Annotated in this window: 23 protein-coding genes; 12 read left to right on the top strand and 11 right to left on the bottom strand. The window is 69.0% G+C overall.

Annotation, left to right across the window (positions count from 1 at the left end; translation table 11 throughout):
- Window positions 1–119: 119 nt before the first annotated feature.
- The 4 genes from DES41_RS06720 to DES41_RS06705 are packed head-to-tail and all read right to left on the bottom strand — an operon-like array spanning window position 120 to window position 3,014.
- Complete coding sequence (locus DES41_RS06720; RefSeq protein ID WP_114466891.1) at window positions 120–527, bottom strand: PaaI family thioesterase; 408 nt, start codon at window positions 525–527, stop codon at window positions 120–122.
- Between the two features lie 16 nt (window positions 528–543).
- On the bottom strand, window positions 544–921 hold the full coding sequence (locus tag DES41_RS06715; RefSeq protein WP_170168113.1) for a DUF1090 domain-containing protein: 378 nt from the start codon (window positions 919–921) through the stop codon (window positions 544–546).
- A gap of 48 nt (window positions 922–969) precedes the next feature.
- Window positions 970–1,758 carry an SDR family oxidoreductase gene (locus tag DES41_RS06710; protein ID WP_114466889.1) on the bottom strand — a complete coding sequence of 263 codons (789 nt, stop codon included), beginning with the start codon at window positions 1,756–1,758 and terminating at the stop codon, window positions 970–972.
- Window positions 1,759–1,802: 44 nt separating this feature from the next.
- Entirely contained in the window at window positions 1,803–3,014 is a 1,212-nt protein-coding gene (locus DES41_RS06705; protein WP_114466888.1) for an SMP-30/gluconolactonase/LRE family protein, read from the bottom strand.
- Window positions 3,015–3,164: 150 nt separating this feature from the next.
- On the opposite strand from DES41_RS06705, the gene DES41_RS06700 reads away from it, so the two are divergent.
- From DES41_RS06700 to DES41_RS06680, 5 genes are all read left to right on the top strand, one after another.
- On the top strand, window positions 3,165–4,475 hold the full coding sequence (locus DES41_RS06700) for a replication-associated recombination protein A (protein ID WP_114467768.1): 1,311 nt from the start codon (window positions 3,165–3,167) through the stop codon (window positions 4,473–4,475).
- 164 nt (window positions 4,476–4,639) lie between these two features.
- Entirely contained in the window at window positions 4,640–5,569 is a 930-nt protein-coding gene (locus DES41_RS06695) for a branched-chain amino acid ABC transporter permease (protein WP_114466887.1), read from the top strand.
- A 10-nt stretch (window positions 5,570–5,579) separates the two neighbouring features.
- Window positions 5,580–6,773 carry an ABC transporter permease subunit gene (locus DES41_RS06690; protein ID WP_114466886.1) on the top strand — a complete coding sequence of 398 codons (1,194 nt, stop codon included), beginning with the start codon at window positions 5,580–5,582 and terminating at the stop codon, window positions 6,771–6,773.
- A 12-nt stretch (window positions 6,774–6,785) separates the two neighbouring features.
- Window positions 6,786–7,556: an ABC transporter ATP-binding protein gene (locus DES41_RS06685; RefSeq protein WP_114466885.1), complete on the top strand. Its 771-nt coding sequence runs from the start codon at window positions 6,786–6,788 to the stop codon at window positions 7,554–7,556.
- A gap of 1 nt (window position 7,557) precedes the next feature.
- On the top strand, window positions 7,558–8,271 hold the full coding sequence (locus DES41_RS06680) for an ABC transporter ATP-binding protein (protein WP_114466884.1): 714 nt from the start codon (window positions 7,558–7,560) through the stop codon (window positions 8,269–8,271).
- Between the two features lie 27 nt (window positions 8,272–8,298).
- On the opposite strand, the gene DES41_RS06675 is transcribed toward DES41_RS06680, so the two are convergent.
- Both DES41_RS06675 and DES41_RS06670 read right to left on the bottom strand, forming a co-directional pair.
- Window positions 8,299–8,847 (bottom strand): NUDIX hydrolase, encoded by a 549-nt coding sequence (locus tag DES41_RS06675; protein ID WP_114466883.1) that lies wholly within the window; start codon window positions 8,845–8,847, stop codon window positions 8,299–8,301.
- A 58-nt stretch (window positions 8,848–8,905) separates the two neighbouring features.
- On the bottom strand, window positions 8,906–9,604 hold the full coding sequence (locus DES41_RS06670; RefSeq protein WP_114466882.1) for a fumarylacetoacetate hydrolase family protein: 699 nt from the start codon (window positions 9,602–9,604) through the stop codon (window positions 8,906–8,908).
- Window positions 9,605–9,836: 232 nt separating this feature from the next.
- Between DES41_RS06670 and DES41_RS06665 the strand changes: the two genes are divergently transcribed.
- From DES41_RS06665 to pgeF, 4 genes are all read left to right on the top strand, one after another.
- Window positions 9,837–10,508, top strand: coding sequence for a YiaD family glycine zipper/OmpA-like lipoprotein (locus DES41_RS06665; protein WP_114466881.1), 672 nt, complete (start codon window positions 9,837–9,839; stop codon window positions 10,506–10,508).
- A gap of 54 nt (window positions 10,509–10,562) precedes the next feature.
- The gene (locus tag DES41_RS06660) at window positions 10,563–11,789 is read left to right on the top strand and encodes an MFS transporter (protein WP_114466880.1); all 1,227 of its coding nucleotides are present in this window, start codon (window positions 10,563–10,565) and stop codon (window positions 11,787–11,789) included.
- Between the two features lie 91 nt (window positions 11,790–11,880).
- Window positions 11,881–12,531: a maleylacetoacetate isomerase gene (gene maiA, locus DES41_RS06655; RefSeq protein ID WP_114466879.1), complete on the top strand. Its 651-nt coding sequence runs from the start codon at window positions 11,881–11,883 to the stop codon at window positions 12,529–12,531.
- Window positions 12,531–13,274, top strand: coding sequence for a peptidoglycan editing factor PgeF (pgeF, locus tag DES41_RS06650; RefSeq protein ID WP_211332923.1), 744 nt, complete (start codon window positions 12,531–12,533; stop codon window positions 13,272–13,274). The genes maiA and pgeF overlap by 1 nt, the downstream gene beginning before the upstream one ends.
- Here pgeF and DES41_RS06645 read toward each other — a convergent pair.
- The gene (locus DES41_RS06645) at window positions 13,203–13,502 is read right to left on the bottom strand and encodes a hypothetical protein (protein ID WP_114466878.1); all 300 of its coding nucleotides are present in this window, start codon (window positions 13,500–13,502) and stop codon (window positions 13,203–13,205) included. The two genes, pgeF and DES41_RS06645, sit on opposite strands and share 72 nt — an antisense overlap.
- A gap of 91 nt (window positions 13,503–13,593) precedes the next feature.
- Here DES41_RS06645 and phaC point away from each other — a divergent pair, with 91 nt between their 5' ends.
- The 3 genes from phaC (at window position 13,594) to DES41_RS06630 (ending at window position 17,604) form a co-directional block, all read left to right on the top strand.
- Window positions 13,594–15,291, top strand: a complete 1,698-nt coding sequence (gene phaC, locus DES41_RS06640; protein ID WP_114466877.1) for a class I poly(R)-hydroxyalkanoic acid synthase — start codon at window positions 13,594–13,596, stop codon at window positions 15,289–15,291.
- Window positions 15,292–15,338: 47 nt separating this feature from the next.
- Window positions 15,339–16,517, top strand: coding sequence for an acetyl-CoA C-acetyltransferase (locus tag DES41_RS06635; RefSeq protein WP_114466876.1), 1,179 nt, complete (start codon window positions 15,339–15,341; stop codon window positions 16,515–16,517).
- 190 nt (window positions 16,518–16,707) lie between these two features.
- The gene (locus DES41_RS06630; RefSeq protein ID WP_114466875.1) at window positions 16,708–17,604 is read left to right on the top strand and encodes a DUF72 domain-containing protein; all 897 of its coding nucleotides are present in this window, start codon (window positions 16,708–16,710) and stop codon (window positions 17,602–17,604) included.
- Here DES41_RS06630 and DES41_RS06625 read toward each other — a convergent pair.
- Genes DES41_RS06625 through DES41_RS06610 form a run of 4 tightly spaced genes read right to left on the bottom strand, consistent with a single transcriptional unit; the run spans window position 17,601 to window position 26,273 of the window.
- Window positions 17,601–18,476, bottom strand: coding sequence for an RNA polymerase sigma-70 factor (locus DES41_RS06625; RefSeq protein WP_114466874.1), 876 nt, complete (start codon window positions 18,474–18,476; stop codon window positions 17,601–17,603). The two genes, DES41_RS06630 and DES41_RS06625, sit on opposite strands and share 4 nt — an antisense overlap.
- Window positions 18,476–19,582: a response regulator gene (locus DES41_RS06620; RefSeq protein WP_114466873.1), complete on the bottom strand. Its 1,107-nt coding sequence runs from the start codon at window positions 19,580–19,582 to the stop codon at window positions 18,476–18,478. The genes DES41_RS06625 and DES41_RS06620 overlap by 1 nt, the downstream gene beginning before the upstream one ends.
- Window positions 19,579–21,126, bottom strand: coding sequence for a sensor domain-containing diguanylate cyclase (locus DES41_RS06615; protein WP_245965656.1), 1,548 nt, complete (start codon window positions 21,124–21,126; stop codon window positions 19,579–19,581). Before DES41_RS06615 ends, DES41_RS06620 begins: the two co-directional genes overlap by 4 nt.
- 5 nt (window positions 21,127–21,131) lie before the next feature.
- Entirely contained in the window at window positions 21,132–26,273 is a 5,142-nt protein-coding gene (locus tag DES41_RS06610; RefSeq protein ID WP_211332922.1) for a beta strand repeat-containing protein, read from the bottom strand.
- Between the last annotated feature and the right edge of the window lie 18 nt (window positions 26,274–26,291).

Genomic DNA, 26,291 nt, shown 5'->3' with positions numbered 1-26,291 from the left:
CGTCGCCATCGTTCCGGGCGACGGTCGGCCGGAAGGCCGGCCGGGACAGTAGAAACCGCGTTCGTTCTGCGAACAATGGCCGAAAAGGTCGGCCGGCATTGGCAGAACGTTCCAGCGTGTCAGCCCGCGGTCATTACCAGCTGGGTCTGCGTGACCACGGCGCAGAGCTTGCCGTCGGCGTTGCGGATGCTGGTCTGCCAGACCTGGGTGCTGCGGCCGCGGTGCAGGGCCACGCACTCGCCCGTGACCACGCTGCCGACCTTGGCGCCGGCGATGAACTTGGTGCTGGAATCGGTGGTCGTGGTGCGCTGGCCGGCCCCTAGCTGGATGAAGGTGCCGACCGCGCCCAGCGTGTCGGCGAAGGCCATGTGCGCGCCACCGTGCAGGATGCCGCCGGCCGTGCAGAGGTCGGGCCGCACGGTCATCTCGGCCAGCACGCGCTCGGGCGACAGCGCGGTCAGGCGCACGCCCATGAGGCCGGGGAAGAGGGGATCGAGACGGGCCTGGACGGCGGCGAGGTCGGACATGGCGGGTCTCCCTGGGCTATTGTGGAAGCGGCTTGCGGGCTTCGGCGAGTTCGCTGCGCGCCTCGGCGAGCTTCTCCGCGCGCTTGGCGGTCCTGCGCCGGTCGCCCTTGCTTTCGGCTTCGCGCAGATCGCTCTCGCGCTCGGCGACTTCGCGTTCGGCCTTGGCGATGCGGTCCTCCCGCTCGCGCGCGAGCAAGGCATCGGAGCAGTTGGTTTGGTTGGCCTGCAAGGCGCGCTGCAGGCCGCGCAATTCCTGTGTGCGGCCGCGTGCCTGCGCCTCCGAGATCTGGCTCTCGATGTTGGAGCGCTTGGCCGCGCAGGCCGGCGACTCGGCAGCGGTGGCGGGGAGGGTGCAGAACAGCAGGACGGATGCGCAGAACGCCAAGCGCTTCATGGAGTTTCCTTGGATGGATAGCCTGGCCACGGTACGGGCGCGCATGCCTCAGTGTTCTGGCGCCTGCTGGCTGTGCCTAGCGTGCAGCTTCTGCATGCCCCCGAGCCAGCGCTCGTAGTCCTGGCCCTTGGCGCGCAGGTACTGCAGCACCTCGGGATGCGGCAGCACGAGGAAGCGGCCGTCCTGCATGGCCTGCACCACGTCGCCCGCCACCTGCTCGGGCGGCAGCACGCCGTCCTGCGAGGCCGAGCTGTCCGAGCCCTTGACCATGGGCGTGCGCACCGACTGCGGGCACAGGCAGGCCACGCCCAGGCCGCGCCGGCCGTAGGCGATGCGCAGCCACTCGGCGAAGGCCACGGCCGCGTGCTTGGTCACGGCATAGGGCGCCGTCTCCACGATGCTGAGCAGGCCCGCGGCCGAGGCCGTGACCAGGAAGAAGCCCTCGCCGCGTTCGACCATCTCGGGCACGACGGCGCGCGCGGCCCAGACGTGGGCCATGCCGTGCACCTGCCACATCGCATTCCAGAGTTCGTCGTCGAGCTCGATGCCGCCGGCCTGGCCGAGGATGCCGGCGTTCGACAGGTAGGCATCGACCTGGCCGAAGCGTTCGCGCGCGGCCGCGACCAGGGCCTGGATCTCCGCTTCCTGGCGCACGTCGCAGCGCACCGCCAGGCCCACGCCGGCGGGCAGGCTGTCAGCCACCTGCTGCGCCGCGTCCTGCTGGATGTCGGCCACGACCACGCCGCGGGCGCCCTCTGCGGCGTAGCGTTGCGCCAGGCTGCGGCCGATGCCGCTGGCCCCGCCCGTGACGATGACGACCTTGTTCCGGATGTCCATGCCCCACCTCGTTGATGCGCAAGCGCGCGACGGGCGCCAGTGTGTCAGCTCGGTGCCGCGCCCTGTGTCGCGGTGTAGACGGCATAGACCGACTGGCTCGCGATCATGAACAGCCGGTTGCGCTTGGGTCCGCCGAAGGTCAGGTTGCCGCAGACCTCGGGCAGGCGGATGCGGCCGATGAGCTTGCCCTCGGGGTTCCAGACCGTGACGCCGTTGTAGCCCACGGCGCGGCCCGCGTTGCTGGCCGACCAGATGTTGCCGAACACGTCGGCACGGATGCCGTCCGGCCCGCACTTGACCCCGTCGACCATGCAGTCGCTGAACACGCGCTGGTTCGACAGCTTGTTGTCCGCGCCCACATCCAGCACATGGATGTCGCCCTTTCCGGCCGGGCCGGTGCTGGCCACGTAGAGCTTCTTGAAGTCGGGCGAGAAGCACAGTCCGTTGGGGTTGGGCACCTTGTCGTCGGCAACCACGGCGTCGAGCCGGCCACTCGGGTCCCAGCGGTAGACCTGGGTCGGCAGCTCCTGCCGCGCATCGCTCACGCCGGGCGGCTGGCCGATGCGGTTGTTGAGCCGGCCCGCGCGGTTGCTCTTGCCGCCCGCCGGGTCGGGCGTGCCCTCGTACAGCTGCGCGCCATAGGGCGGGTCGGTGAACCAGATGCTGCCGTCGGTGTGGGGCACGGCGTCGTTGGGCGAGTTCAGGCGCTTGCCGTTCCAGCGGTCCGCCAGGATGGTGATGGAGCCATCGAGCTCGTAGCGCACCACGCGGCGCGTCAGGTGCTCGCAGCTGATCTGGCGGCCCTGGTAGTCGAAGCAGTTGCCGTTGCTGTTGTTCGATGGCGAGCGGAACACCGAGACGTGGCCGTCGTCCTCGATCCAGCGGTGCTGTCGGTCGGCCGGGATGTCGCTCCACAGCAGGAACTTGCCGACCGCATTCCAGGCCGGCCCCTCGGCCCAGCCGGCCCCGGTCCACAGGCGCTGGATCGATGCGTTGGGCTGGGCCAGGTCGTTGAAGGACGGATCGACCGCAATGACGTCCGGGTCCCAGAAGTAGGTGGTGGGCGATGCGCCCGGACCGAAGTCGCGCGGCGGTGTCGTCACCGTGCTGGGCGGCCCCGGTGGCGGTTTGCCCTGGGCCCAGGCGCTGGCGCCAGCCAGTGCCGCGGCGCCTGCGCCGGCGCGGGCCAGGAAGCGCCGCCGGTCCGGTGTGGCCGCATGGCTGTCGCCCAACCCCTGCTTGTCCGCTGTCGCCATGGTTGTCTCCTTTTGTTGGCGGGTCGCATCCGAAAGCGCCGCCACGATACGGGCGTCGGCCGCGTCGCACAAGGCGGCGGGCCCATGCGTTACATCTGGTTGGAACTTCCGCGGCGCCAGGGCCTGGCAGAGGCACCGGACAATGGGCCCATGGCTACCGCTTCCCGTCCTTCCGCCGCGCCGCACCAGCCCCTGCCCGAACGCCTGCGTCCCAAGACCTTGGGCGAGGTCGTCGGCCAGCAGCAACTGCTGGGAGAGGGGATGCCACTGCGCATCGCCTTCGAGTCCGGCCGGCCCCACTCCTGCATCCTCTGGGGGCCGCCCGGAACCGGCAAGACCACCATCGCGCGGCTCATGGCCGATGCCTTCGAAGCACAGTTCATTGCCATCAGTGCGGTGCTGGGCGGCGTCAAGGAGATCCGTGAGGCCGTCGAGCGCGCCACCATCGCGCGCGACGGCCTGGAGCAGCGCGGCACCATCGTCTTTGTCGACGAGGTGCACCGCTTCAACAAGAGCCAGCAGGACGCCTTCCTGCCGCACGTGGAAAGCGGGCTGTTCACCTTCATCGGCGCGACCACCGAGAACCCCTCGTTCGAGGTCAACTCGGCGCTGCTGTCGCGCGCCGCGGTCTACGTGCTGCAACCGCTGGGTGAAGAGGACCTGCGCCAGATTGTGGAGCGGGCGCAGGCCATCGACGCCGTGCCCGCCATCGAGGACAAGGCACTGGACCGGCTGATCTCCTATGCCGACGGCGACGCGCGCCGCCTGCTCAACACCCTGGAGACGCTGGCGGTGGCGGCCCAGCAGGAGAAGCTTGCACGCATCGACGACGCCTGGCTGGTGCGCGTGCTGGGCGAGCGCATGCGCCGCTACGACAAGGGCGGCGACCAGTTCTACGACAGCATCAGTGCGCTGCACAAGTCGGTGCGCGGCTCCGATCCCGATGCGGCGCTGTACTGGCTGGTGCGCATGCTCGATGGCGGTGCGGAACCGCGCTACATGGCGCGCCGTCTCGTGCGCATGGCCAGCGAGGACATCGGCCTGGCCGATCCACGCGCGCTGCGCCTGGCTCTCGATGCTGCCGAGGTCTACGAGCGCCTGGGCTCGCCCGAAGGCGAACTGGCATTGGCCGAGTGCGTGGTCTACCTGGCGGTGGCGCCCAAGTCCAACGCCGTCTACACCGCCTACAACCAGGCGCGCGCCTTCGTGAAGCAGGACGGCACGCGGCCCGTGCCCATGCACCTGCGCAACGCGCCGACCAAGCTCATGAAGAGCCTGGACTACGGCAAGAACTACCGCTACGCACACGACGAGGACGAAGGCTTCGCGGCCGGCGAGCGCTACTTTCCCGACGGCATGGACGAGCCCCATTTCTACCGTCCGGTGGCGCGCGGCCTGGAGCTCAAGATCGGCGAGAAGCTGGCCGCGCTGCGCGAGAAGAACCGCCAGCAGCGCGGCTGAAACGGCGCGATTTACAGAGGGAAAACCCCGTCTGAATACACCCCGGACTGGTGCATGCCCGTGACTACAATCCCGCCCCAACCCGCTGCTGACACAGGCTTGGCGGGCTTTTTGCTAGTCCCCACAAAGGGCTACGCGCAGGGCGTACCGCAACGGAGAAGAAGATGGATATCTTGCTACAGCAGATCATCAACGGTCTGGTCATGGGCAGCATGTACGCATTGGTGGCCCTCGGCTACACCATGGTGTACGGCATCATCAACCTGATCAACTTCGCGCATGGCGAAGTGCTCATGGTGGGTGCACTGACAAGCTGGTCGGTCATCGGCCTCATGCAACAGAACATGGCGGGCACACCGGGCTGGGTCATCCTGTTCATCGCCATGGTCATCGCCTGCGTGGTGGCCGCCGCACTCAACTTCGTGATCGAGAAGGTGGCCTACCGCCCGTTGCGCAACAGCCCCAAGCTGGCCCCGCTGATCACCGCCATCGGCGTCTCCATCCTGCTGCAGACGCTGGCCATGATCATCTGGAAGCCCAACTACAAGGCCTATCCCACATTGCTGCCGAGCGACCCGATCCACATCGGCGGCGCCGTGATCTCGCCCACGCAGGTGCTGATCCTGGGCCTCACGGCCGTCTCGCTGGCACTGCTGATGTGGCTCGTCAACTTCACCAAACTCGGCCGCGCGATGCGCGCCACGGCAGAGAACCCGCGCGTCGCCGCGCTGATGGGTGTCAAGCCCGACGTGGTGATCTCGGCCACCTTCATCATCGGTGCCGTGCTGGCCGCGATCGCCGGCGTGATGTACGCCTCCAACTACGGCACGGCGCAGCACGCGATGGGCTTCCTGCCCGGCCTCAAGGCCTTCACGGCCGCGGTGTTCGGCGGCATCGGCAACCTCGGTGGCGCGGTGGTCGGCGGCATCCTGCTGGGGCTGATCGAAGCCATCGGCTCAGGCTACATCGGCCAGCTGACGGGCGGGGTGCTGGGCAGCCACTACTCGGACATCTTCGCCTTCATCGTGCTCATCATCATCCTCACGCTGCGGCCCTCGGGCCTGCTCGGCGAGCGGGTGGCGGACCGGGCCTGAGGAGCACGCGATGAGCTTCCTGCAAAAGAACAAGCCGCTGACCCTGGTGGTCTGCGCCATCGTGCTGATCGCCTTTCCGCTGGTGCTGCAGAACTTCGGCAACGCCTGGGTGCGCATCGCCGACATGTCGCTGCTGTACATCATGCTGGCGCTGGGCCTGAACATCGTCGTCGGGTACGCCGGACTGCTGGACCTGGGCTTCGTCGCGTTCTTCGCTGTCGGCGCTTACATGTTCGCGCTGCTGGCTTCGCCGCACCTGACCGACACCTTCGAGGCCTTCAAGGCCATGTTTCCCAACGGCCTGCACTCCTCGCTGTGGCTCGTGATACCGCTCGGGGCCGGCATCGCGGGGCTGTTCGGCATGCTGCTGGGCGCGCCCACCCTGAAGCTGCGCGGCGACTACCTCGCCATCGTGACGCTGGGCTTCGGCGAGATCATCCGCGTGTTCCTGAACAACCTGGACCACCCGGTCAACCTGACCAACGGCCCCAAGGGCATCAACCAGATCGACTCGGTCAAGCTGTTCGGCCTGGACCTGGGCCGCTCGCTGAAGATCGGCGACTTCACGCTGCCATCGGTCACGCTGTATTACTACCTGTTCCTGGCGCTGGTCCTCATCAGCATCGTCATCTGCCATCGGCTGCAGGTCTCGCGCATCGGCCGGGCCTGGATGGCCATCCGCGAAGACGAGATCGCAGCCAAGGCCATGGGCATCAACACCCGCAACATGAAGCTGCTGGCCTTCGGCATGGGCGCGGCCTTCGGCGGTGTCGCCGGTTCCATGTTCGGCGCCTTCCAGGGCTTCGTCTCGCCCGAGTCGTTCAGCCTCATGGAGTCGGTCATGATCGTCGCCATGGTGGTGCTGGGCGGCATCGGCCACCTGCCCGGCGTGATCCTGGGCGCGGTGCTGCTGTCGGCGCTGCCCGAGGTGCTGCGCTACGTCGCCGGCCCGCTGCAGGCCATGACCGATGGCCGGCTCGATGCGCCCATCCTGCGCCAGCTGCTGATCGCGCTGGCCATGATCATCGTGATGCTGCTGCGCCCCCGCGGCCTGTGGCCGGCGCCCGAGCACGGCAAGTCGCTCAACAAGAAGATGGCGCCCGATCCGGTGCCCGGTTCGGCCCAGGCCGTCACGCCCGGCGTGGACACGCCGGCCGATGCGGTGCCCGGCGCGGCCAACCGCCCCATGTCCATCAACCCCTGAAGCGAGACGGACATGGCAGACACGGTTCTCAACGTCAGCGGCATTTCCAAGCGCTTCGGCGGCCTGCAGGCCTTAAGCGATGTGGCCATGAAGATCGAGCGCGGCCAGGTGTATGGCCTCATCGGTCCCAACGGCGCCGGCAAGACCACCTTCTTCAACGTGATCACGGGGCTGTACACGCCGGACAGCGGCAGTTTCGAGCTGGCCGGCAAGCCCTACAAGCCCACAGCCGTGCACGAGGTCGCACAGGCCGGCATCGCGCGCACCTTCCAGAACATCCGGCTGTTCGCCGAGATGACGGCGCTGGAGAACGTCATGGTGGGCCGCCATGTGCGCACGCGCTCCGGGCTGCTCGGCGCGATCTTCCGCACCGGCGGCTTCAAGGCCGAGGAAGAGGCCATCGCCAAGCGCGCCCAGGAACTGCTGGACTACGTCGGCATCGGCAAGCTGGCCGACTACAAGGCGCGCACGCTGAGCTACGGCGACCAGCGCCGGCTGGAGATCGCACGCGCGCTGGCCACCGATCCGCAGCTGATCGCGCTGGACGAACCGGCTGCCGGCATGAACGCCACCGAGAAGGTGCAGCTGCGCGAGCTGATCGACCGGATCCGCAAGGACAACCGCACCATCCTGCTCATCGAGCACGACGTGAAGCTGGTCATGGGCCTGTGCGACCGCGTGACGGTGCTCGACTACGGCAAGCTGATCGCACAGGGCTCGCCCGCCGACGTGCAGAAGAACGAAAAGGTGATCGAGGCTTACCTCGGCACGGGAGCGCATTGAGATGACTGTCTTGTTGAAAGTCCAGGGCCTGCAGGTGGCCTATGGCGGTATCCAGGCCGTCAAGGGCATCGATTTCGAAGTGCGCCAGGGCGAACTGGTCTCGCTGATCGGCTCCAACGGTGCGGGCAAGACCACGACGATGAAGGCCATCACGGGCACCTTGCCCGCGAGCGGCGGCCAGATCGAGTACCTGGGCAAGCCGGTGCGCGGGCAGGGCGCCTGGGACCTCGTCAAGCAGGGCCTGGCGATGGTGCCCGAGGGCCGCGGTGTGTTCGCGCGCATGACCATCACCGAGAACCTGCAGATGGGCGCCTACACGCGCAACGACAACGCCGAGATCGCCAAGGACATCGAGAAGATGTTCAGCATCTTCCCGCGCCTGCGCGAACGCAAGGACCAGCTGGCCGGCACCATGTCGGGCGGTGAGCAGCAGATGCTGGCCATGGGCCGCGCGCTCATGAGCCGGCCCAAGGTGCTGCTGCTGGACGAGCCTTCCATGGGTCTGTCGCCCATCATGGTGGACAAGATCTTCGAGGTGGTGCGCGACGTGCATGCCCAGGGCGTCACCATCCTGCTGGTCGAGCAGAACGCCAGCCGTGCGCTGGCCATCGCCGACCGCGCCTACGTGATGGAGTCCGGCATCATCACCATGAACGGGGATGCCAAGGCGATGCTGAGCGACCCCAAGGTGCGGGCGGCTTACCTGGGCGAGTGAGCCTGGCGCGCGTGGCGGCAGGCGCCGCTACGCGATGTCCAGCTGGTGCATGCCGAACTGGCCGGCCTTGCGGTCGGCAAAGAACCACTGCAGCGTTTCGCGCACGGTCTTGAAGGCGATCTCGTCCCACGGGATCTCGTGTTCGTGGAACAGCCGTGCCTCGATGGTTTCGTGGCCGGGGTCGAAGCGGTCGTGCAGCAGCTGGGCCCGGTAGAACATGTGGACCTGGCCGACGCGCACCACGTTGATGAGGCTGAACAGCTCGCCCATTTCGTAGGCGGCACCGGCCTCTTCGTCGGTCTCGCGCGCGGCGCCCTGGGCGGTGGTCTCACCCAGTTCCATGAAGCCGGCCGGCAGCGTCCACTTGCCCCAACGCGGCTCGATGTTGCGCTTGCACAGCAGCACGCGCTCGTCCAGCACCGGCACCGTGCCGACCACGATCAGCGGGTTCTCGTAGTGGATGGTTGCGCAGGCCGGGCAGACCGCCCGCTCCTTGGTGTCGCCGTCGTCGGGCACGCGGTAGACCACGGCAGTACCGCAGTTGCGGCAGTGCTTGAGGGGGGGGCGAAAGCTCATGGCGGGGCAGTGTAATGAGGACCGGCAGCGTGTGGGCGGGCTGCCGGTCCGAAGGGCGTCAGCCGGTGATCCGGACCGTCAGGCTTTCCAGCCCGGCCACGCCACCCGACAGTACATCGCCCGCCACCACGGCGGCCACGCCTTCGGGCGTGCCGCTGTAGATGAGGTCGCCGGGCTGCAGCGTCCACGCGGCCGAGAGGTGTTCGATGGTTTCCGCGATGTTCCAGATCAGTTTGGAGACGTCGCTGCGTTGGCGTTCCTTGCCGTTGACCGTCAGGTGGATCTCGGCCTTCTCGACATCGCCGGCCTGCGCGACGGGCGTGATCGGACCGATGGGCGCGGATTGCTCGAAGCCCTTGCCGATGCACCAGGGCCGGCCCTGCTTCTTCATCTCGCCCTGCAGATCCCGACGCGTCATGTCCAGGCCCACGGCGTAGCCGAAGATGTGCTTGTGCGCGTCGGCCGCCTTGATGTTGGAACCGCCCGTGCCGATGGCCACCACGAGTTCGATCTCATGGTGCAGGTCTTTCGTGAGGCTGGGGTAGGCGATGGTGCCGGTCTGGCCGGCAGGCACGGGCACCACGGCGTCAAACGGCTTCATGAAGAAAAAGGGCGGCTCGCGGCCGGTGAAGCCCATCTCCTTGGCGTGCTCTGCGTAGTTGCGTCCCACGCAGTAAACGCGGTGCACCGGGAAGGCGGCCGTCTGGCCGACGACAGGCACGGCGACGGGTGGGGCGGGAGGAAAAACGAAGCTCATCGCGACCTTTCTGCTGGCAAATGCGGCCCGCACCCTGCGGGCCCTGGTGATGCGCGGGGCAGTGTGCCACGGCGAGGCCTGGATCGGTGCGGCCATGTCCGACAGCCGATCGGCGCTGCAACCCCTCGCAGTCACCGGCGCGGCATTGGTACAACTCGTAGCACATCGTCATTGGGTGGCGGATGCGGCTGGTGTGCAATGCCGCTGTGAGCCACGACAACAGGAGTCTTTCATGACCGCACAACATCCCTCTTCCTCCGCATCGTTCCGCCGGCCTGCGCCGCGCGCCGGCATCGCCGCCGCCGTGGTGCTTGCCCTGGCGCTTGGCGGCTGCGCCAACATGAGCGAAACCCAGAAGGGCACGGCCGTCGGTGCCGGTGTCGGCGCCGGCGTGGGCGCGCTGGTCGGCCAGGGCCGGGGTGCGGCCATCGGTGCCGGCGTCGGTGCGCTGGGCGGCTACATCTGGTCTTCGCACATGCAGAAGAAGAAGGCCGAGATGGAGCAAGCCACGGCCGGCACCGGCGTGGCCGTCACGCAGACGGCCGATAACCAGCTCAAGCTGGACATCCCGAGCGACATTTCGTTCGATACCGGCCGCGCCGATATCCGTCCTGCGCTGCGGCCCATCCTCGACCAGTTCGCCAGCGGCCTGCGCGACCAGCCCAACACCGAGGTGCGCATCATCGGCCACACCGACTCCACGGGCTCGGATGCCGTCAACGACCCGCTCTCGTTGCAGCGTGCCAACAGCGCGCGCGACTACCTTTCGGCGCGCGGCGTCGATGCGCGGCGCATCCTGACCGCCGGCCGCGGCTCGCACGAGCCCGTGGCCGAGAACAACAGCGATGCCGGCCGCGCCAAGAACCGGCGCGTGGAGATCTTCCTGGCCGAACGCCAGGGCTGAGCCTGCATTCACCCCGTCCGCACGCGGGCGGGGCGGGATGCCTAACATCGGAGGATGCTTTCTTCTTCCGATACCGAGGCACCGCGCGGCTTGCCGCCCGGTGCCTTGCTTGCTTTGGGCCTCGCTGCATTCGGCAGTGCCTTTGCCATGCGCCTGACCGATCCGCTGCTGCCACGCCTGGCGCAGGAGTTCTCGGTCTCGCTGGCACAGGCCGCCCAGGTCGTCACCGTGTTCTCCATGGCCTATGGCCTGGCGCAGCTGCTGTTCGGCCCGCTGGGCGACCGCTTCGGCAAGTTCCGCGTGATCGGCTGGGCCGCCATGGCCTGTGCGCTGGCATCGGTGGCCTGCGCACTGGCGCCAGGCCACGCGGAGCTCGTCGGCGCGCGGCTGGTGGCCGGCATCGCGGCCGCAGCGATCATCCCGCTGTCCATGGCCTTCATCGGCGACATGGTGGCTTATGCCGATCGCCAGCCCGTGCTTGCGCGCTTCCTGGTGGGGCAGATCCTGGGCATGTCCAGCGGCGTGGTGGTCGGCGGGCTGGCCGCAGACCACCTGGGCTGGCGCTTGCCGTTCTGGGGGCTGGCGGCCTGGTTCGTCGCCATCGCGTTGACCATGCAGCGCGTCGGCCGCCGCGTGCCACGGCCGAGCGGAACGCCCGCCGCCGGCAATCCCGTGCGCCGCATGGCCGGCGAGTTCGCCAAAGTGCTTTCAGTGCCCTGGGCGCGTGTGGTGCTGGCCACCGTGTTCCTCGAGGGCGCGTGCATCTTCGGTGCCTTCGCCTTCATCGCCGTGCACCTGCATGCGGTGTTCCATCTGCCGCTGGCCGCCGCGGGCGCAACGCTGATGGCCTTCGGCGCGGGCGGCATCCTGTTCGCGTTCGGCGCGCGGCCGCTGGTGGCGCGCATGGGCGAGACGCGGCTGGCGGCCTGGGGCGGCGCCATCGTTGCGCTGGCGCTGCTGGGCATCGCCTGGGCGCCTGCCTGGTGGTTGGCCGTGCCGGGCTGCCTGGCGGCCGGGCTGGGCTTCTACATGCTGCACAACACCTTGCAGACCAATGCCACGCAGATGGCGCCCGAGCGCCGCGGCGCCGCCGTGTCCTCGTTCGCCTGCTGTTTCTTCCTGGGCCAGGCCATCGGCGTGTGGCTGGCGGGCCTGTCGGTGGCCGAGCACGGCACGCGGCCGCTCATGGTGGCCGGCGCGCTGGGCACGCTGGCGGTGGGTGCGGCGTTCGGCCGACTGCGTGCGCGCCAGTCGGCGCGGGCCGTGGCCGCTGCGGCCTGAGCGCCGCACGGCCGCCAACAGGGCAAGCCGAAGGCCTTGCGGCGCGCGCTGCGGATAATCGCCGCTCCCGATCCCAGCCCGCCCTGCCGCCATGAAGCTCTACAGCTACTTCCGTTCCTCGGCCTCCTACCGCGTGCGCATCGCGCTGGCGCTCAAGGGCATCGCGTACGAGTATGTGCCGATCCACCTGGTCAAGGGCGAGCAGCGCGGCGAGGCTTTCGCCGCCGTGTCGGCCGACCGTCTGGTGCCGGTGCTCGAGGTTGGTGGCGTGGCACTGTCGCAGTCCCTGGCCATCATCGACTACCTCGAAGAGACGCACCCAGAGCCAAGGCTGCTGCCACGCGAGCCGCTCGCGCGTGCCCAGGTGCGTGCGCTCGCGCAGACGATCGCCTGCGAGGTCCATCCCATCAACAACCTGCGCGTGCTCAAGTACCTGTCGCAGGAGCTCAAGGTCGACGACGGCGCCAAGAACGCCTGGTACCGGCATTGGTGCCGCAGTGGGCTGGAGGCGGTGGAGCGCCAGTTGTCGCAGCTGCGCGCGGCCCATGGTCCGGCGGCCCTGTGCTTCGGCGACAGTCCCACGCTGGCCGACTGCTGCCTGGTGCCGCAGATCTTCAATGCGCAGCGCTTCGCGGTCGACGTGTCCGGCCTGCCGCTGACCATGGCCGCCTACGAGGCCGGCATGGCCTTGCCGGCTGTGCAACAGGCCCAACCATCGGCTTGCCCGGACGCCGAGGGCTGATGGACGCCTTGCTGCCCGACTGGCCGGCGCCGCCCCGCGTGCGGGCGCTGATGAGCCTGCGCGCAGGCGGTGTTTCGGCGCCGCCCTACGCCAGCCTCAACCTGGGCGACCATGTGGGCGACGAGGCCGCAGCCGTCCAGGGCAACCGCGCTTTGCTGGCCGAACGATTGGGCGCCACGCCAGTGTTCATGCAACAGGTCCACGGCACGGCGGTGGAGCGCCTGCCCAGTCCGCAGGCTGTGCCGGTGGCCGATGCCTGCATGAGCCTGCAGCCGGGCCCCGCCTGCACCATCATGGTTGCGGACTGCCTGCCCGTCCTGTTCTGCGACACCGAAGGGCGCGCCGTCGCGGCAGCCCATGCCGGCTGGCGCGGCCTGGCCGCGGGCGTGCTCGAGAACACCGTGGCGAGCCTGCGCCGCGCCGTGCCGCGGGCGCAGTGGCTGGCTTGGCTGGGGCCGTGCATCGGCCCGACGGCCTTCGAGGTCGGTGACGAGGTGCGGGCCGCATTCCTGGCGCAGTCCGCGGCCGCGGCAGACTGTTTCCGCGCGCACACCGCAGGCAAATGGCTGGCCGATCTGCCCGCGCTCGCGCGGCTGCGGCTGGCGGCACTGGATCTGCATGGCATCCACGGCAACGACAGCAGTGCGCCATGGTGCACGGTCAGCGATGCCTCACGTTTCTTTTCGCACCGGCGCGACCGCGTCAGCGGGCGCATGGCCGCCTGCATCTGGCTGGCCGGCTGAAGCCTTGCGCAGGGCTTCCTGCTGGGCCGCGAACTCGGCCGCTTCGCGGGCCCGCAGCATCTTGCGCCGCGCCGGCGCCAGCATCAGGTAAACCACCAGTGCCACCGGCACGAGGCCGTAGAGTACAAAGGTCACCAGGGCACCCAATAGCGTGCCCTGTGTACTGGTGGCCTCGGCCACTGCCATCATCACGGCCACATACATCCACGCGATCACGACCAGATACATAACGTAAATAAAGTTGCCGCACCTCACAGGGTGCTGCTGTAATCAGGGTTTACCCCAGGATTTCTGGGGATTTGAGGGTCGAGGAGACGCAATGCATTCTCAAGCAGACTGGGCGCAGGCCGCCCAGCAGTTCCAGAGCCTGATGGGCGACATGCTCGCCAAGGCCATGCAGCAGTCCGGGGGCACGACCATGGGCGCACCCGCTGCGGCTGGCTTGCCGGCGCTGTCGTTCGCACCCGACAAGCTGCAGGAGTTGCAGAAGCAATACCTGAGCGAGGTCGGCGCCCTGTGGGGCCAGAACATGCAGCATTCCTTGCAGCGCGACAGGCGCTTCGCGGGCGAGGCCTGGTCCGGCAATCCCGTGGCCGCCTTCTCGGCCGCCAGCTACCTGCTCAATGCACGCACGCTGATGGCCCTGGCCGATGCGGTGCAGGGCGACGAAAAAACGCGCGCACGCGTGCGCTTCGCGGTCGAGCAGTGGATGGCCGCCTCCGCGCCCAGCAACTTCATGGCGTTCAACGCCGAAGCGCAGGCGCTGGCCTTGAAGACCAAGGGCGAGAGCATCGCCAAGGGCATGCAGAACCTGCTGCACGACATGCAGCAAGGCCATGTGTCGATGACCGACGAGAGCCTGTTCGAGGTCGGCCGCAACGTCGCCACGACCGAGGGCGCCGTGGTCTACGAGAACGAGCTGTTCCAGCTGCTCGAGTACAAGCCCCTCACGGCCAAGGTCTACGAGCGCCCCTTCCTGCTGGTGCCGCCCTGTATCAACAAGTTCTACATCCTCGACCTGCAGCCCGAGAACTCGCTGATCCGCTACGCGGTGGAGCAGGGCCACCGCACCTTCGTCGTGAGCTGGCGCAACCCCGACCAGTCGCTCGCCGACAAGAGCTGGGACGACTACATCGAGGACGCCGCCATCCGGGCCATCGGCGTGGTGCAGGACATCACCGGCGCCAAGCAGATCAATGCGCTGGGCTTCTGCGTGGGCGGCACCATCCTGACCACGGCCGCCGCCGTGCTGGCCGCGCGTGGCGAAAAGCCGATCGCCGCGCTCACGCTGCTGACCACGCTGCTGGACTTCACGGACACCGGCATCCTGGACGTGTTCATCGACGAGAACATGGTCAAGTACCGCGAGATGCAGATGGGCAAGGGCGGCCTCCTGCCCGGTGGCGACCTGGCGTCCACCTTCAGTTTCCTGCGCCCGAACGACCTGGTCTGGAACTACGTGGTGGGCAACTACCTCAAGGGCGAGACGCCGCCGCCGTTCGACCTGCTCTACTGGAACAGCGATTCCACGAACCTGCCTGGCCCCTTCTACGCCTGGTACCTGCGCAACACCTACCTGGAGAACCTGCTGGTGCAGCCCGGCCGGGCCACGGTCTGCGGCGAGCAGATCGATTTCTCCAAGCTGCAGATGCCGGTCTACGTCTACGGTTCGCGCGAAGACCACATCGTGCCCATCGGCGGCTCCTACGCGTCCACCCAGCACCTGCCGGGCAAGAAGCGCTTCGTGATGGGCGCCTCCGGCCACATCGCCGGCGTGATCAACCCGCCGGCCAAGAAGAAGCGCAGCCACTGGATCGGCAGCGACACCCGCTTCCCTGCCGACGTGCAGGACTGGCTGGCCGACGCCACCGAGCACCCGGGCAGCTGGTGGACCGATTGGTCCAGCTGGCTGGCTGGCCATGCGGGCCGCCAGGTTGCCGCCCCGCGCGGCTACGGACGCGCACAATACAAGGCCATCGAGCCGGCGCCCGGCCGCTACGTCAAGGCCAAGGCCTGATCCGTTTTCGATTTCCCGCAACCCCAGCATCGTTAGGAAGAGACACCATGGAAGACATCGTCATCGTCGCAGCCGCCCGCACAGCCGTCGGCAAATTCGGCGGCAGCCTGGCCAAGATCCCGGCACCCGAGCTGGGCGCAGCGGTGCTCAAGGAACTGCTGGTGCGCGCCAAGCTCAGCCCCGAGCAGATCAACGAGGTGATCCTGGGCCAGGTGCTGGCCGCCGGCTCGGGCCAGAACCCGGCCCGCCAGGCTGTCATCAAGGGCGGCCTGGCGCAGGCCACGCCCGGCCTGACGATCAACGCGGTCTGCGGCTCCGGTCTCAAGGCCGTGATGCTGGCCGCCCAGGCCGTGGCCTATGGCGACAGCGAGATCGTCATCGCCGGCGGGCAAGAAAACATGAGCGCCGCCCCGCACGTGCTGCTGGGCTCGCGCGACGGCCAGCGCATGGGCGACTGGAAGATGACCGATTCCATGATCACCGACGGTCTGTGGGACGTCTACAACCAGTATCACATGGGCATCACGGCCGAGAACGTGGCCAAGAAGTACAGCATCAGCCGCGAGGCGCAGGACGCGCTCGCGCTGGGCAGCCAGCAAAAGGCTGCCGCCGCCCAGGAAGCCGGCCGGTTCAAGGACGAGATCGTCCCCTTCACGATCCCCCAGAAGAAGGGCGACCCCGTCGTCTTCGCCAACGACGAGTTCATCAACAAGAAGACCAGCGCCGAAGCCCTGGCCGGCCTGCGCCCCGCCTTCGACAAGGCCGGCGGCGTGACGGCTGGCAATGCCTCCGGCATCAACGACGGCGCCGCCGGCGTGGTCGTCATGACGGCCAAGAAAGCCGCCGCGCTGGGCCTGACCCCGCTGGGCCGCATCGCCAGCTTCGCCACCGTGGGCCTGGATCCGGCCATCATGGGCATGGGCCCGGTGCCAGCGGCGCGCAAGGCGCTGGAGCGCGCCGGCTGGAAGCCGGGCGACCTCGACCTGCTGGAGATCAACGAAGCCTTCGCGGCCCAGGCCTGCGCCGTCAACAACGAGATGGGCTGGGACACCAGCAAGGTCAACGTGAACGGCGGCGCCATCGCCATCGGCCACCCGATCGGTGCGTCCGGCTGCCGCATCCTGGTCACGCTGCTGCACGAGATGGCACGGCGCGATGCCAAGAAGGGCATCGCCTCGCTGTGCATCGGCGGCGGCATGGGCGTGGCGCTGACGATCGAACGCTGATCCCCGCCGCCATCCGGCGCCACCCAGCGCGAAGACCACGGCCCGGTGGTCTGGACGCTGGGTTTTTTCATGCCTGGCCGGTGCTGCGGCATCGGCCATCCCGCACAAGGGATCGCGCCGCTGGCGTGCAGGCGGCCACGGCGGCGCATGCCATGCTGCATCGCTCCAGAACGCGACAAGGAGCACAGGCATGGCAGGCCAGGGCAGGGCATGGATCGGCATTTCGGGTTGGCGCTATGCGCCCTGGCGCGGCCGCTTCTACCCGCGCGGCTTGCCGCAGCGCGAGGAACTGGCCTTTGCGGCGCGCGCCCTGCCCAGCATCGAGCTCAACGGCTCCCACTACGCACTGCAGCGGCCGGCCGCGTTCGCGGCCTGGCACGACGCCACGCCCGCGGACTTCCTGTTCGCGGTGAAGGGCCCGCGCTACATCACGCACATGCTGCGGCTGCAGGAGGTGAAGACGCCGCTGGCCAACTTCTTCGCCTCCGGCCTGTTCGCGTTGCGCGCCAAGCTCGGCCCGCTGCTCTGGCAACTGCCGCCTTCCCTGCGCTTCGATGCAGACCGGCTCGAGGCCTTTCTCGCGCTCCTGCCGCGCGACACCGACCAGGCCAGTGCCCTCGCGCGCCGGCACGACGGCCGCCTGCCCGCACGCGCGCTGCTGCGTGTGCCGCACCCGCAGCGCCTGCGCCATGCGCTGGAGGTGCGGCACGCGAGCTTCGAAGATCCGGCCTTCGTCGCGCTGTTGCGGCGCCATGGCATCGCGCTGGTGGTGGCCGACACCGCTGGGCGCTGGCCGCTGCTGGAAGACCTCACGGCCGACTTCGTCTACATGCGCCTGCATGGCGACAAGGAACTTTATGCGAGCGGTTACGGCGATGCCGCGCTCGACCACTGGGCCGCGCGCATCGCGGCCTGGCGCGCCGGCCGCCAGGTCGATGGCGCACGGCGCGCTTCACCGCGCGCCGCGCCACGGCGCGCGCGGCGCGACGTGTTCTGCTACTTCGACAACGACGTGAAGGTGCACGCGCCGTACGACGCCGCGCGGCTGGCAGCCCGGCTCGGCGTGCCGACCGGCATGGCGGGCTAGGGCTGCTGCGGCAGCCCGCGCAGCTTGTCGGGGTTGCGGATGGCGTAGATCGTATGGATCTTCTCGCCATCGGTGACGAAGGCCTGGGCCGATTCGAGCCGACCTTCGACATAGCGCAGCAGGCCGGGCTCGCCATTGACCGTGGCGATGCGGTAGAGCACCGCGTCCGGCGCACGCCGGAAGGTGGCGAAGAACAGGTTGGCGATGCGGAACGCGCCCTGCAGCACCTTGCCGAAGGAGGGCACCTTGCCGCCGCCGTCGCCGATCAGCTCGGCGTTGTCGGCCAGCAGGGCCTGCAGCGCATCGCGTGCGCCGCTGCGTGCCGCCGTGACGAAGCGCTGCAGCACACGCAGGTGCGCCTCGCGCGGCACGTCAAAGCGCGGCTGCTCGCGCTGCACGCGCTCGCTGGCGCGGTGCACGAGCTGGCGGCAGGCGGCCTCGCTCTTGTCCAGCAGCTTGGCGATGTCGGCGTAGTCCTGGTCGAACATCTCGCGCAGCAGGTAGGCCGCGCGCTCCTCGGGCGCCAGGCGCTCCAGCACCCACAGCATGGCCACCGAGAGTTCGCCGGCCTGCTCCGCAAAGGCCTCAGGCGTGCGCTCGTCCAGTTCCACCAGCGGTTCGGGCAGCCAGAAGCCCACATAGGCCTCGCGCTCGGTCTTGGCCGCACGCAGCCGGTCGAGCGCGAGCCGCGTGACCGTCGTCACCAGCCAGGCCTCGGCCGACTGCACGGCTGCCTGGTCGCTGCCGTGCCAGCGCAGCCAGGCGTCCTGCACCACGTCCTCGGCGTCGGCGCGCGTGCCCAGCATGCGGTAAGCGATGGAGAACAGCCTGGGGCGCGCTGCGGTGAAGGGGTCGCTCGATGACGCCTGCATCAGTCCTCGTCGCCGTGGGTTTCCGCAATGGTGCGGAAGTCTTCCGCCACGACCAGGAAGGCATCGACCACGTCGGGGTCGAAGTGCTTGCCGCGGCCTTCCTGCAGGATGCGCACCGCCTCCGCATGCGGCAGCGCTGGCTTGTAGACCCGCTTGCTGATCAACGCGTCGTACACGTCGGCCAGCGCCATGAGCCGTGCCGACAGCGGGATCGCTTCGCCCGCCAGCGCCTGCGGGTAGCCCGAGCCGTCCCACTTCTCCTGGTGCGACAGCGCGATCTCCTTGGCCAGCGAGAGGAAGTCCACCTTCATGCCCAGGCGCTGCTCGGCCTCGGCGATGGCGGTGTGGCCCAGCGTGGTGTGGCTCTTCATGATCTCGAACTCTTCCGGGGTGAGCCGTCCCGGCTTGAGCAAGATGTTGTCCGGAATGCCGACCTTGCCGATGTCGTGCAGCGGCGCGGACTTGTACAGCAGCTCGATGGTGCGCTCGGTCAGGTAGCCCGAGAAGCGCGGGTGGTCCTTCAACTGCTCGGCCAGCCGGCGCACGTACAGCTGGGTGCGCCGGATGTGTGCGCCGGTCTCGTTGTCGCGCGTTTCCGCCAGCGAGGCCATGGCCATGATGGTCACGTCCTGGATGGCCTGCACCTCGGCCGTGCGCTTGGCCACCTCCTGCTCCAGGTAGGCGCTCTTGTCGCGCAGGAAGTCCGCATGCGCCTTCAGCGTCAGGTGGGCTTGCACGCGCGCCAGCACGATGGGCGGACTGATGGGCTTGGTGATGTAGTCGGCCGCGCCGAGCTCCAGCCCGCGGGTCTCGTCCTCCACCTCGGAGCGCGCGGTCAGGAAGATCACCGGGATGTCGCGCGTGCGCGGCTCGGCCTTGAGCCGCGCGCAGACCTCGTAGCCGTCGATGTCCGGCATCATGATGTCCAACAGGATCAGGTCGGGCGGCGGGTCGGAGTTGGCGATGCGCAGGCCGCGCTCGCCATGGTTGGCCACCTTGACCTTGTACAGATCCTTGAGCAGCGCGCTCATGAGCGACAGGTTGTCCGGCGTGTCGTCCACCACCAGCACGGTGGGCCGGGTTGGGGAGTTCGCGGTGTCCGTCATGCAACTGCTCCTGCCGTCTTGGTGTCCTCGGTGCGCCACGCGGTCACGCGGTTGCGGCCGTTTTTCTTGGAGTGGTACAGCGCCTGGTCCGCCAGGTCGATGAGTGCAGCGGGGTCGGCCATGCCGGCCTCGAGTTCGCTGACGCCGAAGCTCATGGTCACGCGCACGCCGGGGTGGTCGCGCAGCGCCGCGCCGAGGGTGGCAGCGATGTCCTCGCGCAGCCGCTCGGCCACCTCGCGCGCCTGCGCCAGCGTGCTGCCCGGCAGCACCACGCAGAACTCCTCGCCGCCGTAGCGGCCGACGAAATCCTCCATGCGCAGCCCGCGGCTCAGCGCGCGCGCTGCGCCCTGGATCACCTGGTCGCCACCACCATGGCCGTACTTGTCGTTGACGGACTTGAAGTGGTCGATGTCGCACATGATGCAGGTCAGCGGCGTGCCGTTGGCGCGCGCTTCGGTGAAGCGCTGCTCGGCCTGCTGCATCAGCGAGCGGCGGTTGAAGATGCCGGTCAGCGCGTCGCGCGTGGCCAGCAGCGTCAGCTCCTCGTTCTTGCGCTCGATCTCCTTCTGCGAGGCGCCGAGGTCTTCCAAGGCCACGCGCAGCTTCTCCGTGCGCTCCTGCAGCTGCGTGACGTCGGCAAAGCTCGCCAGGCAGCCGCGCACGCGGCCGTTGTCGGTGATGGGCGAGCAGTTCAACACCAGCCGCAGCGCCGGCAGCCGCGGCCGCACCACATGCAGTGGAACGCCCAGCACCGGCGCCTTGTCCTGGACGGCCTGGCGCCACGGTGGCGGGTTGCGCTGCTCCGGCGGCAGGCTGTCCACGAGCCAGCGCAGGTCCGTGGCATCGCGGCCGGTCAAGGCCTTGGCGTCCTCGCCATCGACCAGCGTGAAGGCCTTGTTGGCCAGCATCACGCGGCCCACGGTGTCCAGCACCAGCACGCCTTCGGTCAGCGTGTCGAAGGCCGTGCGCACGCGTTCCGGCACGGCGGCGTTCGGGTCCAGGTGGCGCAGCACCCGGCGCAGGTAGAGCGAATAGACCAGCAGGCCGACCACCGAGATGAAGGCCAGCCAGTGCACCAGCGGCTCGTGCAGCCAGCCGCCCAGCGTGCGCGGGTACAGCGGCTGCATGACGAACTGGACCTCTCCCCAGCGCTGGTTGGCCACCGTCAGCGGGATGCGGATGTTGTCCAGCGTGGAACTGCTGCCGGTCTCCAGGTGCCAGCCGCTCTGGTGGTTGCCCACCTGGCCCAGCACCTGGCCCTGGTTGTCGAGCACGCGGGCCGACAGCAGCCGCGGCTCCTGCGCGCGTGCATCGGCCAGCAATCGCGGCAACTGCGCAGCGCCGCTGGCGTCGGAACTCAGCACCCTGGCCACATCCTGGGCCACGGTGCGGGTCACCAGGGCGTGGTGCTTGCGCACCAGTTCGCCACGGTCGCTCGGGTAGCCGGTGAACATCTCGGCGATCAGCACCAGCGTGACCATGAGCGACACCAGCCCGAGCGCGACCCGCACGGCAGGCGTGAACAACTGGCGCCACCATCCCATCAGATTCACGTGTTGTCCTCCGCCACGGCTTCGTCATTCCTGCGCCGGGCATCTTCGGGTTCGGTCCGGGCTGCATTGTCGTCCTGCGCATCGCCGAAGGGTTGCTGCGCGCGTGCGTCGCGTGGCCCGCGCCGACGCCGGTTCAGCACGGGCAGCGGGTCCATGCTCGTCCAGGCCGGCGACATGGCGAGCAGGCTGGCCAGCAGGGCACTGCCGCGGCTGGCCCAGAAGGCCGCGCCCAGGCCGATGGCGATGCCGCCGGCCAGGGCCTGGTCCAGAGCCGCGCTGGTCTGCAGCGCATCGCCGCGGGCCTCCTCGGTGGTGTCGGCGAGGACCGGCAAAGCGTCGGGCCGCAGGCCGCGGCCGGTCTCCGCACGGGCATCGGCAGGCTGGCTGCGCAGCATCTCAGGCAATAGGAGTTCAGCCAGGCCCACCTCGCCCCACGCGGCGTGGTAGTCGGACTGGCGCCAGTGCACCCGCAGCAGCAGATCGGCCGGCAGCGGCTGCTGCGTGGTCGGGGCCAGCAGAACGCCGGGAGCGGGCCTGGTGCCGGGCACATGGTCGGCGTGCACCGCATCGGCACCGCCCGCGAACTGCTGCGGGCTTTCTTCCGTTGCGTCTGTGCCGGTGCCTGCGGAATCGCCGCCGATGCCAGGGCTGGCGCCGGTGGCGGGCAGGCCGGGCAGCAAGGGCAGCGCCACCGGCGGCGTGGGGCCCGCAGCGGGCGCGGTCGGCACCGGGTTCGGCTGCACGACCGGATTGCCCGTGACCGTCACCAGCACCCGGTAGTCGCCCGTGCGTTCACCGTCGCTGACGCGGACCAGCACTTCGTAGAGGTTGTCACCGTTGGCATCGCGCGGCGACATGAACAGCGGCGGTGCGCGGAACGACAGCCGGCCGGTGGATGCGTCGATGGCGAACAGCGCCGCATCGGCGCCGCCGGCCAGCGCGTACTGCAGCGGCTGCCCATCCGTGCCCGTGGCCTGCACCGTCGTGACGGCGGTCTGCTGCTCCGGCACGCGGACCTGCACGGTGCCGCCGGGCAATCCTCCCGCCTCGGCCACGTCGCGCACCCGCACCGTCAGGGCCAGCGAGGCGCTGTGCAGGCCGTCGCTGATGCCGATCACCACGGCGTAGTCGTTGTCGCCGTCGGCATCGACGGGGGCCTCGCGGTCCGGTGCGTTGACGAAGCGCAGCGCGCCGGTCTGCGCGTCGATGGCGAAGCGCGCCGCGTCGGCACCGCCCACGATGCTGTAGCGCAGCGTCTCGGCCGGCAGGTCGGCGTCGACGGCCTGCACGCGCACGACCTCGGTGGTGTTCTCGGGCACCTCGACCACCCCGCCCGGGGTGGTCCAGCGCGGCAGGTTGTCGTTGACGGGCGTCACCTGCACTGCCAGCTGCTGCTCGCTGGCCTGGCGGCCATCGCTCACGCGCACGCGCAGCTCGTAGAGGTTGTCGCCGTTGGCATCGGCCGGGATCTCGAAATCGGGCGTGGCGATGAAGCGCAGCGCGCCGGTCTGCGCGTCGATGGCGAAGCGCGCCGCGTCCGCGCCGCCGACGATGCTGTAGACCAGCGCACCGGCCGGCGAGTCGGCATCGCTGGCGGTCACCTGCAGCACGCCGGCGGTGTTCTCCGGCACGGCCACGCTGGCCGGGCTGGTGATCACCGGCGCCTGGATGTCGGTGTTGCGCACCGCCACGCTGAACGCCGTCTCGCTGCTGCTGCCGTCGGACGAAGTCGCCAGCACCTTGATGGTGAAGCCATCGGCGTCCTGCAGCCGCGTGCCATCGGCCACCGTCACCACGCCGGTCACGGCGTCGATGGCGAAACGGCCGCCGGCGTCGTCGCTGAGGCTGTAGCGCACCGTGTTGTTGCTGCCGTCCGCGTCCACCGCCTGCACGGTGACGCCCACGGTGGCGCCGGTGCCGGCGTTGTCGTCGACACGGTTGGGCGCGGGGTCGGTGTCCACCGGCTGCCCCACGGCGAACTCGTTCACGTCGGCCAGCGCGATGGCGAAGGCCGTGTCGGTCGTGGAGCCGTCGGAACTCGTGGCCCGCACCACGATGCCGTGCGCGGTGGCGGCCTCGTAGTCGAGCAGGCTGCCGTCGGCCACGGTGACCACGCCCGTGTTGGCGTCGATGGCGAAGCGGCCCCCGTCGTTGTCGAGCAGCGTGTAGCTGACCGTGGCGCCGGCATCAGGGTCGCGTGCGAAGGCGGTGATGCCCACGGGCGAGCCGGTGGCGGCGTTTTCGGGCACGCGGTTGGGCGCCGCATCGGTGTCGACCACGGGCGAGATCACGGCCTCGTTCACGTCGGTCAGCGCGATGGTGAAGCTGGCGCTGGAGGTGGAGCCGTCCGACGAAGTGGCCAGCACGGTGATCTGGTGGCTGGTGGCGCTCTCGTAGTCGAGCAGGCTGCCATTGGCCACGGTGACGACGCCGGTGGCAGCGTCGATGGCGAAGCGGCCGCCGGCGCTGTTGCTCAAGCTGTAGCTCACCGTGGCGGTGCCGTCGGCGTCCGTGGCCTGGGCCGTGATGCCGACGGGCGTGCCGGTGGCGGTGTTCTCGGGAACGGTGTTGGCGGCCGGATCCACGTCGCTCACCGGGCCAACCGGGACTTCGTTCGCATCCGTCAGGTCGATCGTGAACTGGAGGCTGGCAGTGCTGCCGTCCGACGAGGTGGCCAGCACGGTGATCTGGTACTGCGCGGTGCCCTCGTAGTCCAGCAGGCTGCCGTCGGCCACCGTGACGACGCCCGTGGCCGGGTCGATGGTGAAGCGGCCACCGGCATCGTTGCTGAGCGTGTAGCTGACAGTGGCCGTGCCGTCCGGGTCCGTGGCATGGGCCGTGATGCCGACGGGCGTGCCCGTGGCAGCGTTCTCGGGTACCTGGTTGGCGGCCGCATTCACATCGGAGAGCCCACCGATGGGTGCTTCGTTCACATCCATGAGTTGGACCGTGAAGTGCGTGCTGGAGGTCGACCCATCGGAGGAGGTCGCCAGCACGGTGAGCTGGTGGCTGGATGCGTTCTCGTAGTCGAGCAGGCTGCCGTTGGCCACGGTGACCACGCCGGTGTTGGCGTCGATGGCGAATCGGCCCCCTGCGTTGTCCGAGAGGCTGTAGCTCACCGTGGCCGTCGCGTCGGGGTCGGTGGCCTGGGCGGTGATGCCGACCACCGTGCCGTTGGCGGCGTTCTCCGCCACGCTGTTGGCGGCCGCATTCGTGTCGATCACTGCGCCAACCGGGGCCTCGTTCACATCCGTCAGGTCGATGGTGAAACTGGCGCTGGAAGTGCTGCCGTCGCTGGAGGTGGCCAGCACGGTGATGCCGTGGCTGGTGGCGGCTTCGTAGTTCAAAAGGGTGCTGTCGGCCACGGTCACCACGCCGGTGGTGGCGTTGATGGCGAAGCGTCCTCCTGCGTTGTCCGAGAGGCTGTAGCTCACCGCAGCCGAGCCGTCGGGGTCTGTCGCCTGGGCCGTGATGCCCATGGTGGTGCCGTTGGCGGCGTTCTCGGCCACCTGGTTGGCGGCCGCATTCACATCGGAGACTGCGCCGATGGGCGCCTCGTTCACATCCGTCAGCGCAACCGTGAAGTTGGCGCTGGAGGTGCTGCCGTCGCTGGAGGTGGCCAGCACCGTGATGCCATGGGCGGTGGCGGCTTCGTAGTTCAAAAGCGTGCCGTCGGCCACCGTCACCACGCCGGTGGTGGCGTCGATGGTGAAGCGTCCCCCGGCGTTGTTGCTGAGGCTGTAGCTCACCGTCGCGGTGGCGTCCGGGTCCGTCGCCTGGGCGGTGATGCCGACCACCGTGCCATTGGCGGCGTTCTCTGCCACGCTGTTGGCGGCCGCATTCGTGTCGATCACTGCGCCAACCGGGGCCTCGTTCACATCCGTCAGGTCGATGGTGAAGCTGGCGCTGGAGGTGGTGCCGTCGCTGGAGGTGGCCAGCACGGTGATGCCATGGCTGGTGGCGGCTTCGTAGTTCAAGAGCGTGCCGTCGGCCACGGTCACCACGCCGGTGGTGGCGTTGATGGCGAAGCGCCCACCGGCGTTGTCGCTGAGGCTGTAACTCACCGTGGCCGTGCCGTCGGGGTCGAGCGCCTGCGCGGTGATGCCCACGGTGGTGCCGTTGGCGGCGTTCTCGGCCACCTGGTTGGCCGCCGCATTCACGTCGGAGACCGCACCGACAGGCGCCTCGTTCACATCGGTCAGGTTGATCGTGAAGTTGGCACTGGAAGTGCTGCCGTCGCTCGACGTGGCCAGCACGGTGATGCCATGGCTGGTGGCGGACTCGTAGTTCAAGAGCGTGCCGTCGGCCACGGTGACCACGCCGGTGGTGGCGTCGATGGCGAAGCGGCCGCCGGCGTCGTTGCTGAGGCTGTAACTCACTGTGGCCGTGCCGTCGGGGTCGGTGGCCTGGGCTGTGACGCCCACGGCAGTGCCGTTGGCGGCGTTTTCGGCCACCTGGTTCGCCGCGGCGTTCACATCCGTGACCGCACCGACAGGCGCCTCGTTCACATCGGTCAGGTTGATGGTGAAGTTGGCGCTGGAGGTAGAGCCGTCGCTGGAGGTGGCCAGCACGGTGATGGTGTGGCTGGTGGCGGCTTCGTAGTTCAGGAGCGTCCCGTCCAGCACCGTCACCACGCCGGTGGCGGCGTCGATGGTGAAACGGCCGCCTGCGCTGTTGCTGATGCTGTAGCTCACCGTGGCGCTGGCGTCCGGGTCGGTGGCCTGGGCGGTGATGCCGACCACCGTGCCGTTGGCCGCGTTCTCTGCCACGCTGTTGGCGGCAGCGTTCGTGTCGCTCACGGCACCGATGGGTGCCTCGTTCGCATCCGTCAGCGCGATGGTGAAGTTGGCGCTGGAGGTTGTGCCGTCGCTGGAACTGGCCAGCACGGTGATCTGATGGCTGTTCGCCGTCTCATAGTCCAACAGCGTGCCGTCCAGCACCGTCACCACGCCGGTGCTGGCGTCGATGGCGAAGCGTCCGCCCGCGTCGTTGCTGAGGCTGTAGCTCACCGTGGCCGTGCCGTCCGGGTCGAGCGCCTGCGCGGTGATCCCCACTGCCGTTCCGTTGGCCGCGTTCTCCGTCACGCTGTTGGCTGCAGCGTTCACGTCCGTGACGGCGCCCAGCGGTGCTTCGTTCACGTCGGTGAGCGTGATCGT

Origin of the sequence: Pseudorhodoferax soli, from assembly GCF_003337555.1 — a bacterium.
In the GTDB taxonomy this organism is placed as follows: domain Bacteria; phylum Pseudomonadota; class Gammaproteobacteria; order Burkholderiales; family Burkholderiaceae_C; genus Pseudorhodoferax; species Pseudorhodoferax soli.
This window is presented reverse-complemented; position numbering and strand designations above follow the sequence as displayed.

Excerpts from the sequence above, each read along its gene's own strand:
- DES41_RS06720 (WP_114466891.1), bottom strand. The coding sequence starts at position 527 with ATGTCCGACCTCGCCGCCGTCCAGGCCCGTCTCGATCCCCTCTTCCCC.
- DES41_RS06715 (WP_170168113.1), bottom strand. The coding sequence starts at position 921 with ATGAAGCGCTTGGCGTTCTGCGCATCCGTCCTGCTGTTCTGCACCCTC.
- DES41_RS06710 (WP_114466889.1), bottom strand. The coding sequence starts at position 1,758 with ATGGACATCCGGAACAAGGTCGTCATCGTCACGGGCGGGGCCAGCGGC.
- DES41_RS06705 (WP_114466888.1), bottom strand. The coding sequence starts at position 3,014 with ATGGCGACAGCGGACAAGCAGGGGTTGGGCGACAGCCATGCGGCCACA.
- DES41_RS06700 (WP_114467768.1), top strand. The coding sequence starts at position 3,165 with ATGGCTACCGCTTCCCGTCCTTCCGCCGCGCCGCACCAGCCCCTGCCC.
- DES41_RS06695 (WP_114466887.1), top strand. The coding sequence starts at position 4,640 with ATGGATATCTTGCTACAGCAGATCATCAACGGTCTGGTCATGGGCAGC.
- DES41_RS06690 (WP_114466886.1), top strand. The coding sequence starts at position 5,580 with ATGAGCTTCCTGCAAAAGAACAAGCCGCTGACCCTGGTGGTCTGCGCC.
- DES41_RS06685 (WP_114466885.1), top strand. The coding sequence starts at position 6,786 with ATGGCAGACACGGTTCTCAACGTCAGCGGCATTTCCAAGCGCTTCGGC.
- DES41_RS06680 (WP_114466884.1), top strand. The coding sequence starts at position 7,558 with ATGACTGTCTTGTTGAAAGTCCAGGGCCTGCAGGTGGCCTATGGCGGT.
- DES41_RS06675 (WP_114466883.1), bottom strand. The coding sequence starts at position 8,847 with ATGAGCTTTCGCCCCCCCCTCAAGCACTGCCGCAACTGCGGTACTGCC.
- DES41_RS06670 (WP_114466882.1), bottom strand. The coding sequence starts at position 9,604 with ATGAGCTTCGTTTTTCCTCCCGCCCCACCCGTCGCCGTGCCTGTCGTC.
- DES41_RS06665 (WP_114466881.1), top strand. The coding sequence starts at position 9,837 with ATGACCGCACAACATCCCTCTTCCTCCGCATCGTTCCGCCGGCCTGCG.
- DES41_RS06660 (WP_114466880.1), top strand. The coding sequence starts at position 10,563 with ATGCTTTCTTCTTCCGATACCGAGGCACCGCGCGGCTTGCCGCCCGGT.
- maiA (WP_114466879.1), top strand. The coding sequence starts at position 11,881 with ATGAAGCTCTACAGCTACTTCCGTTCCTCGGCCTCCTACCGCGTGCGC.
- pgeF (WP_211332923.1), top strand. The coding sequence starts at position 12,531 with ATGGACGCCTTGCTGCCCGACTGGCCGGCGCCGCCCCGCGTGCGGGCG.
- DES41_RS06645 (WP_114466878.1), bottom strand. The coding sequence starts at position 13,502 with ATGTATCTGGTCGTGATCGCGTGGATGTATGTGGCCGTGATGATGGCA.
- phaC (WP_114466877.1), top strand. The coding sequence starts at position 13,594 with ATGCATTCTCAAGCAGACTGGGCGCAGGCCGCCCAGCAGTTCCAGAGC.
- DES41_RS06635 (WP_114466876.1), top strand. The coding sequence starts at position 15,339 with ATGGAAGACATCGTCATCGTCGCAGCCGCCCGCACAGCCGTCGGCAAA.
- DES41_RS06630 (WP_114466875.1), top strand. The coding sequence starts at position 16,708 with ATGGCAGGCCAGGGCAGGGCATGGATCGGCATTTCGGGTTGGCGCTAT.
- DES41_RS06625 (WP_114466874.1), bottom strand. The coding sequence starts at position 18,476 with ATGCAGGCGTCATCGAGCGACCCCTTCACCGCAGCGCGCCCCAGGCTG.
- DES41_RS06620 (WP_114466873.1), bottom strand. The coding sequence starts at position 19,582 with ATGACGGACACCGCGAACTCCCCAACCCGGCCCACCGTGCTGGTGGTG.
- DES41_RS06615 (WP_245965656.1), bottom strand. The coding sequence starts at position 21,126 with ATGGGATGGTGGCGCCAGTTGTTCACGCCTGCCGTGCGGGTCGCGCTC.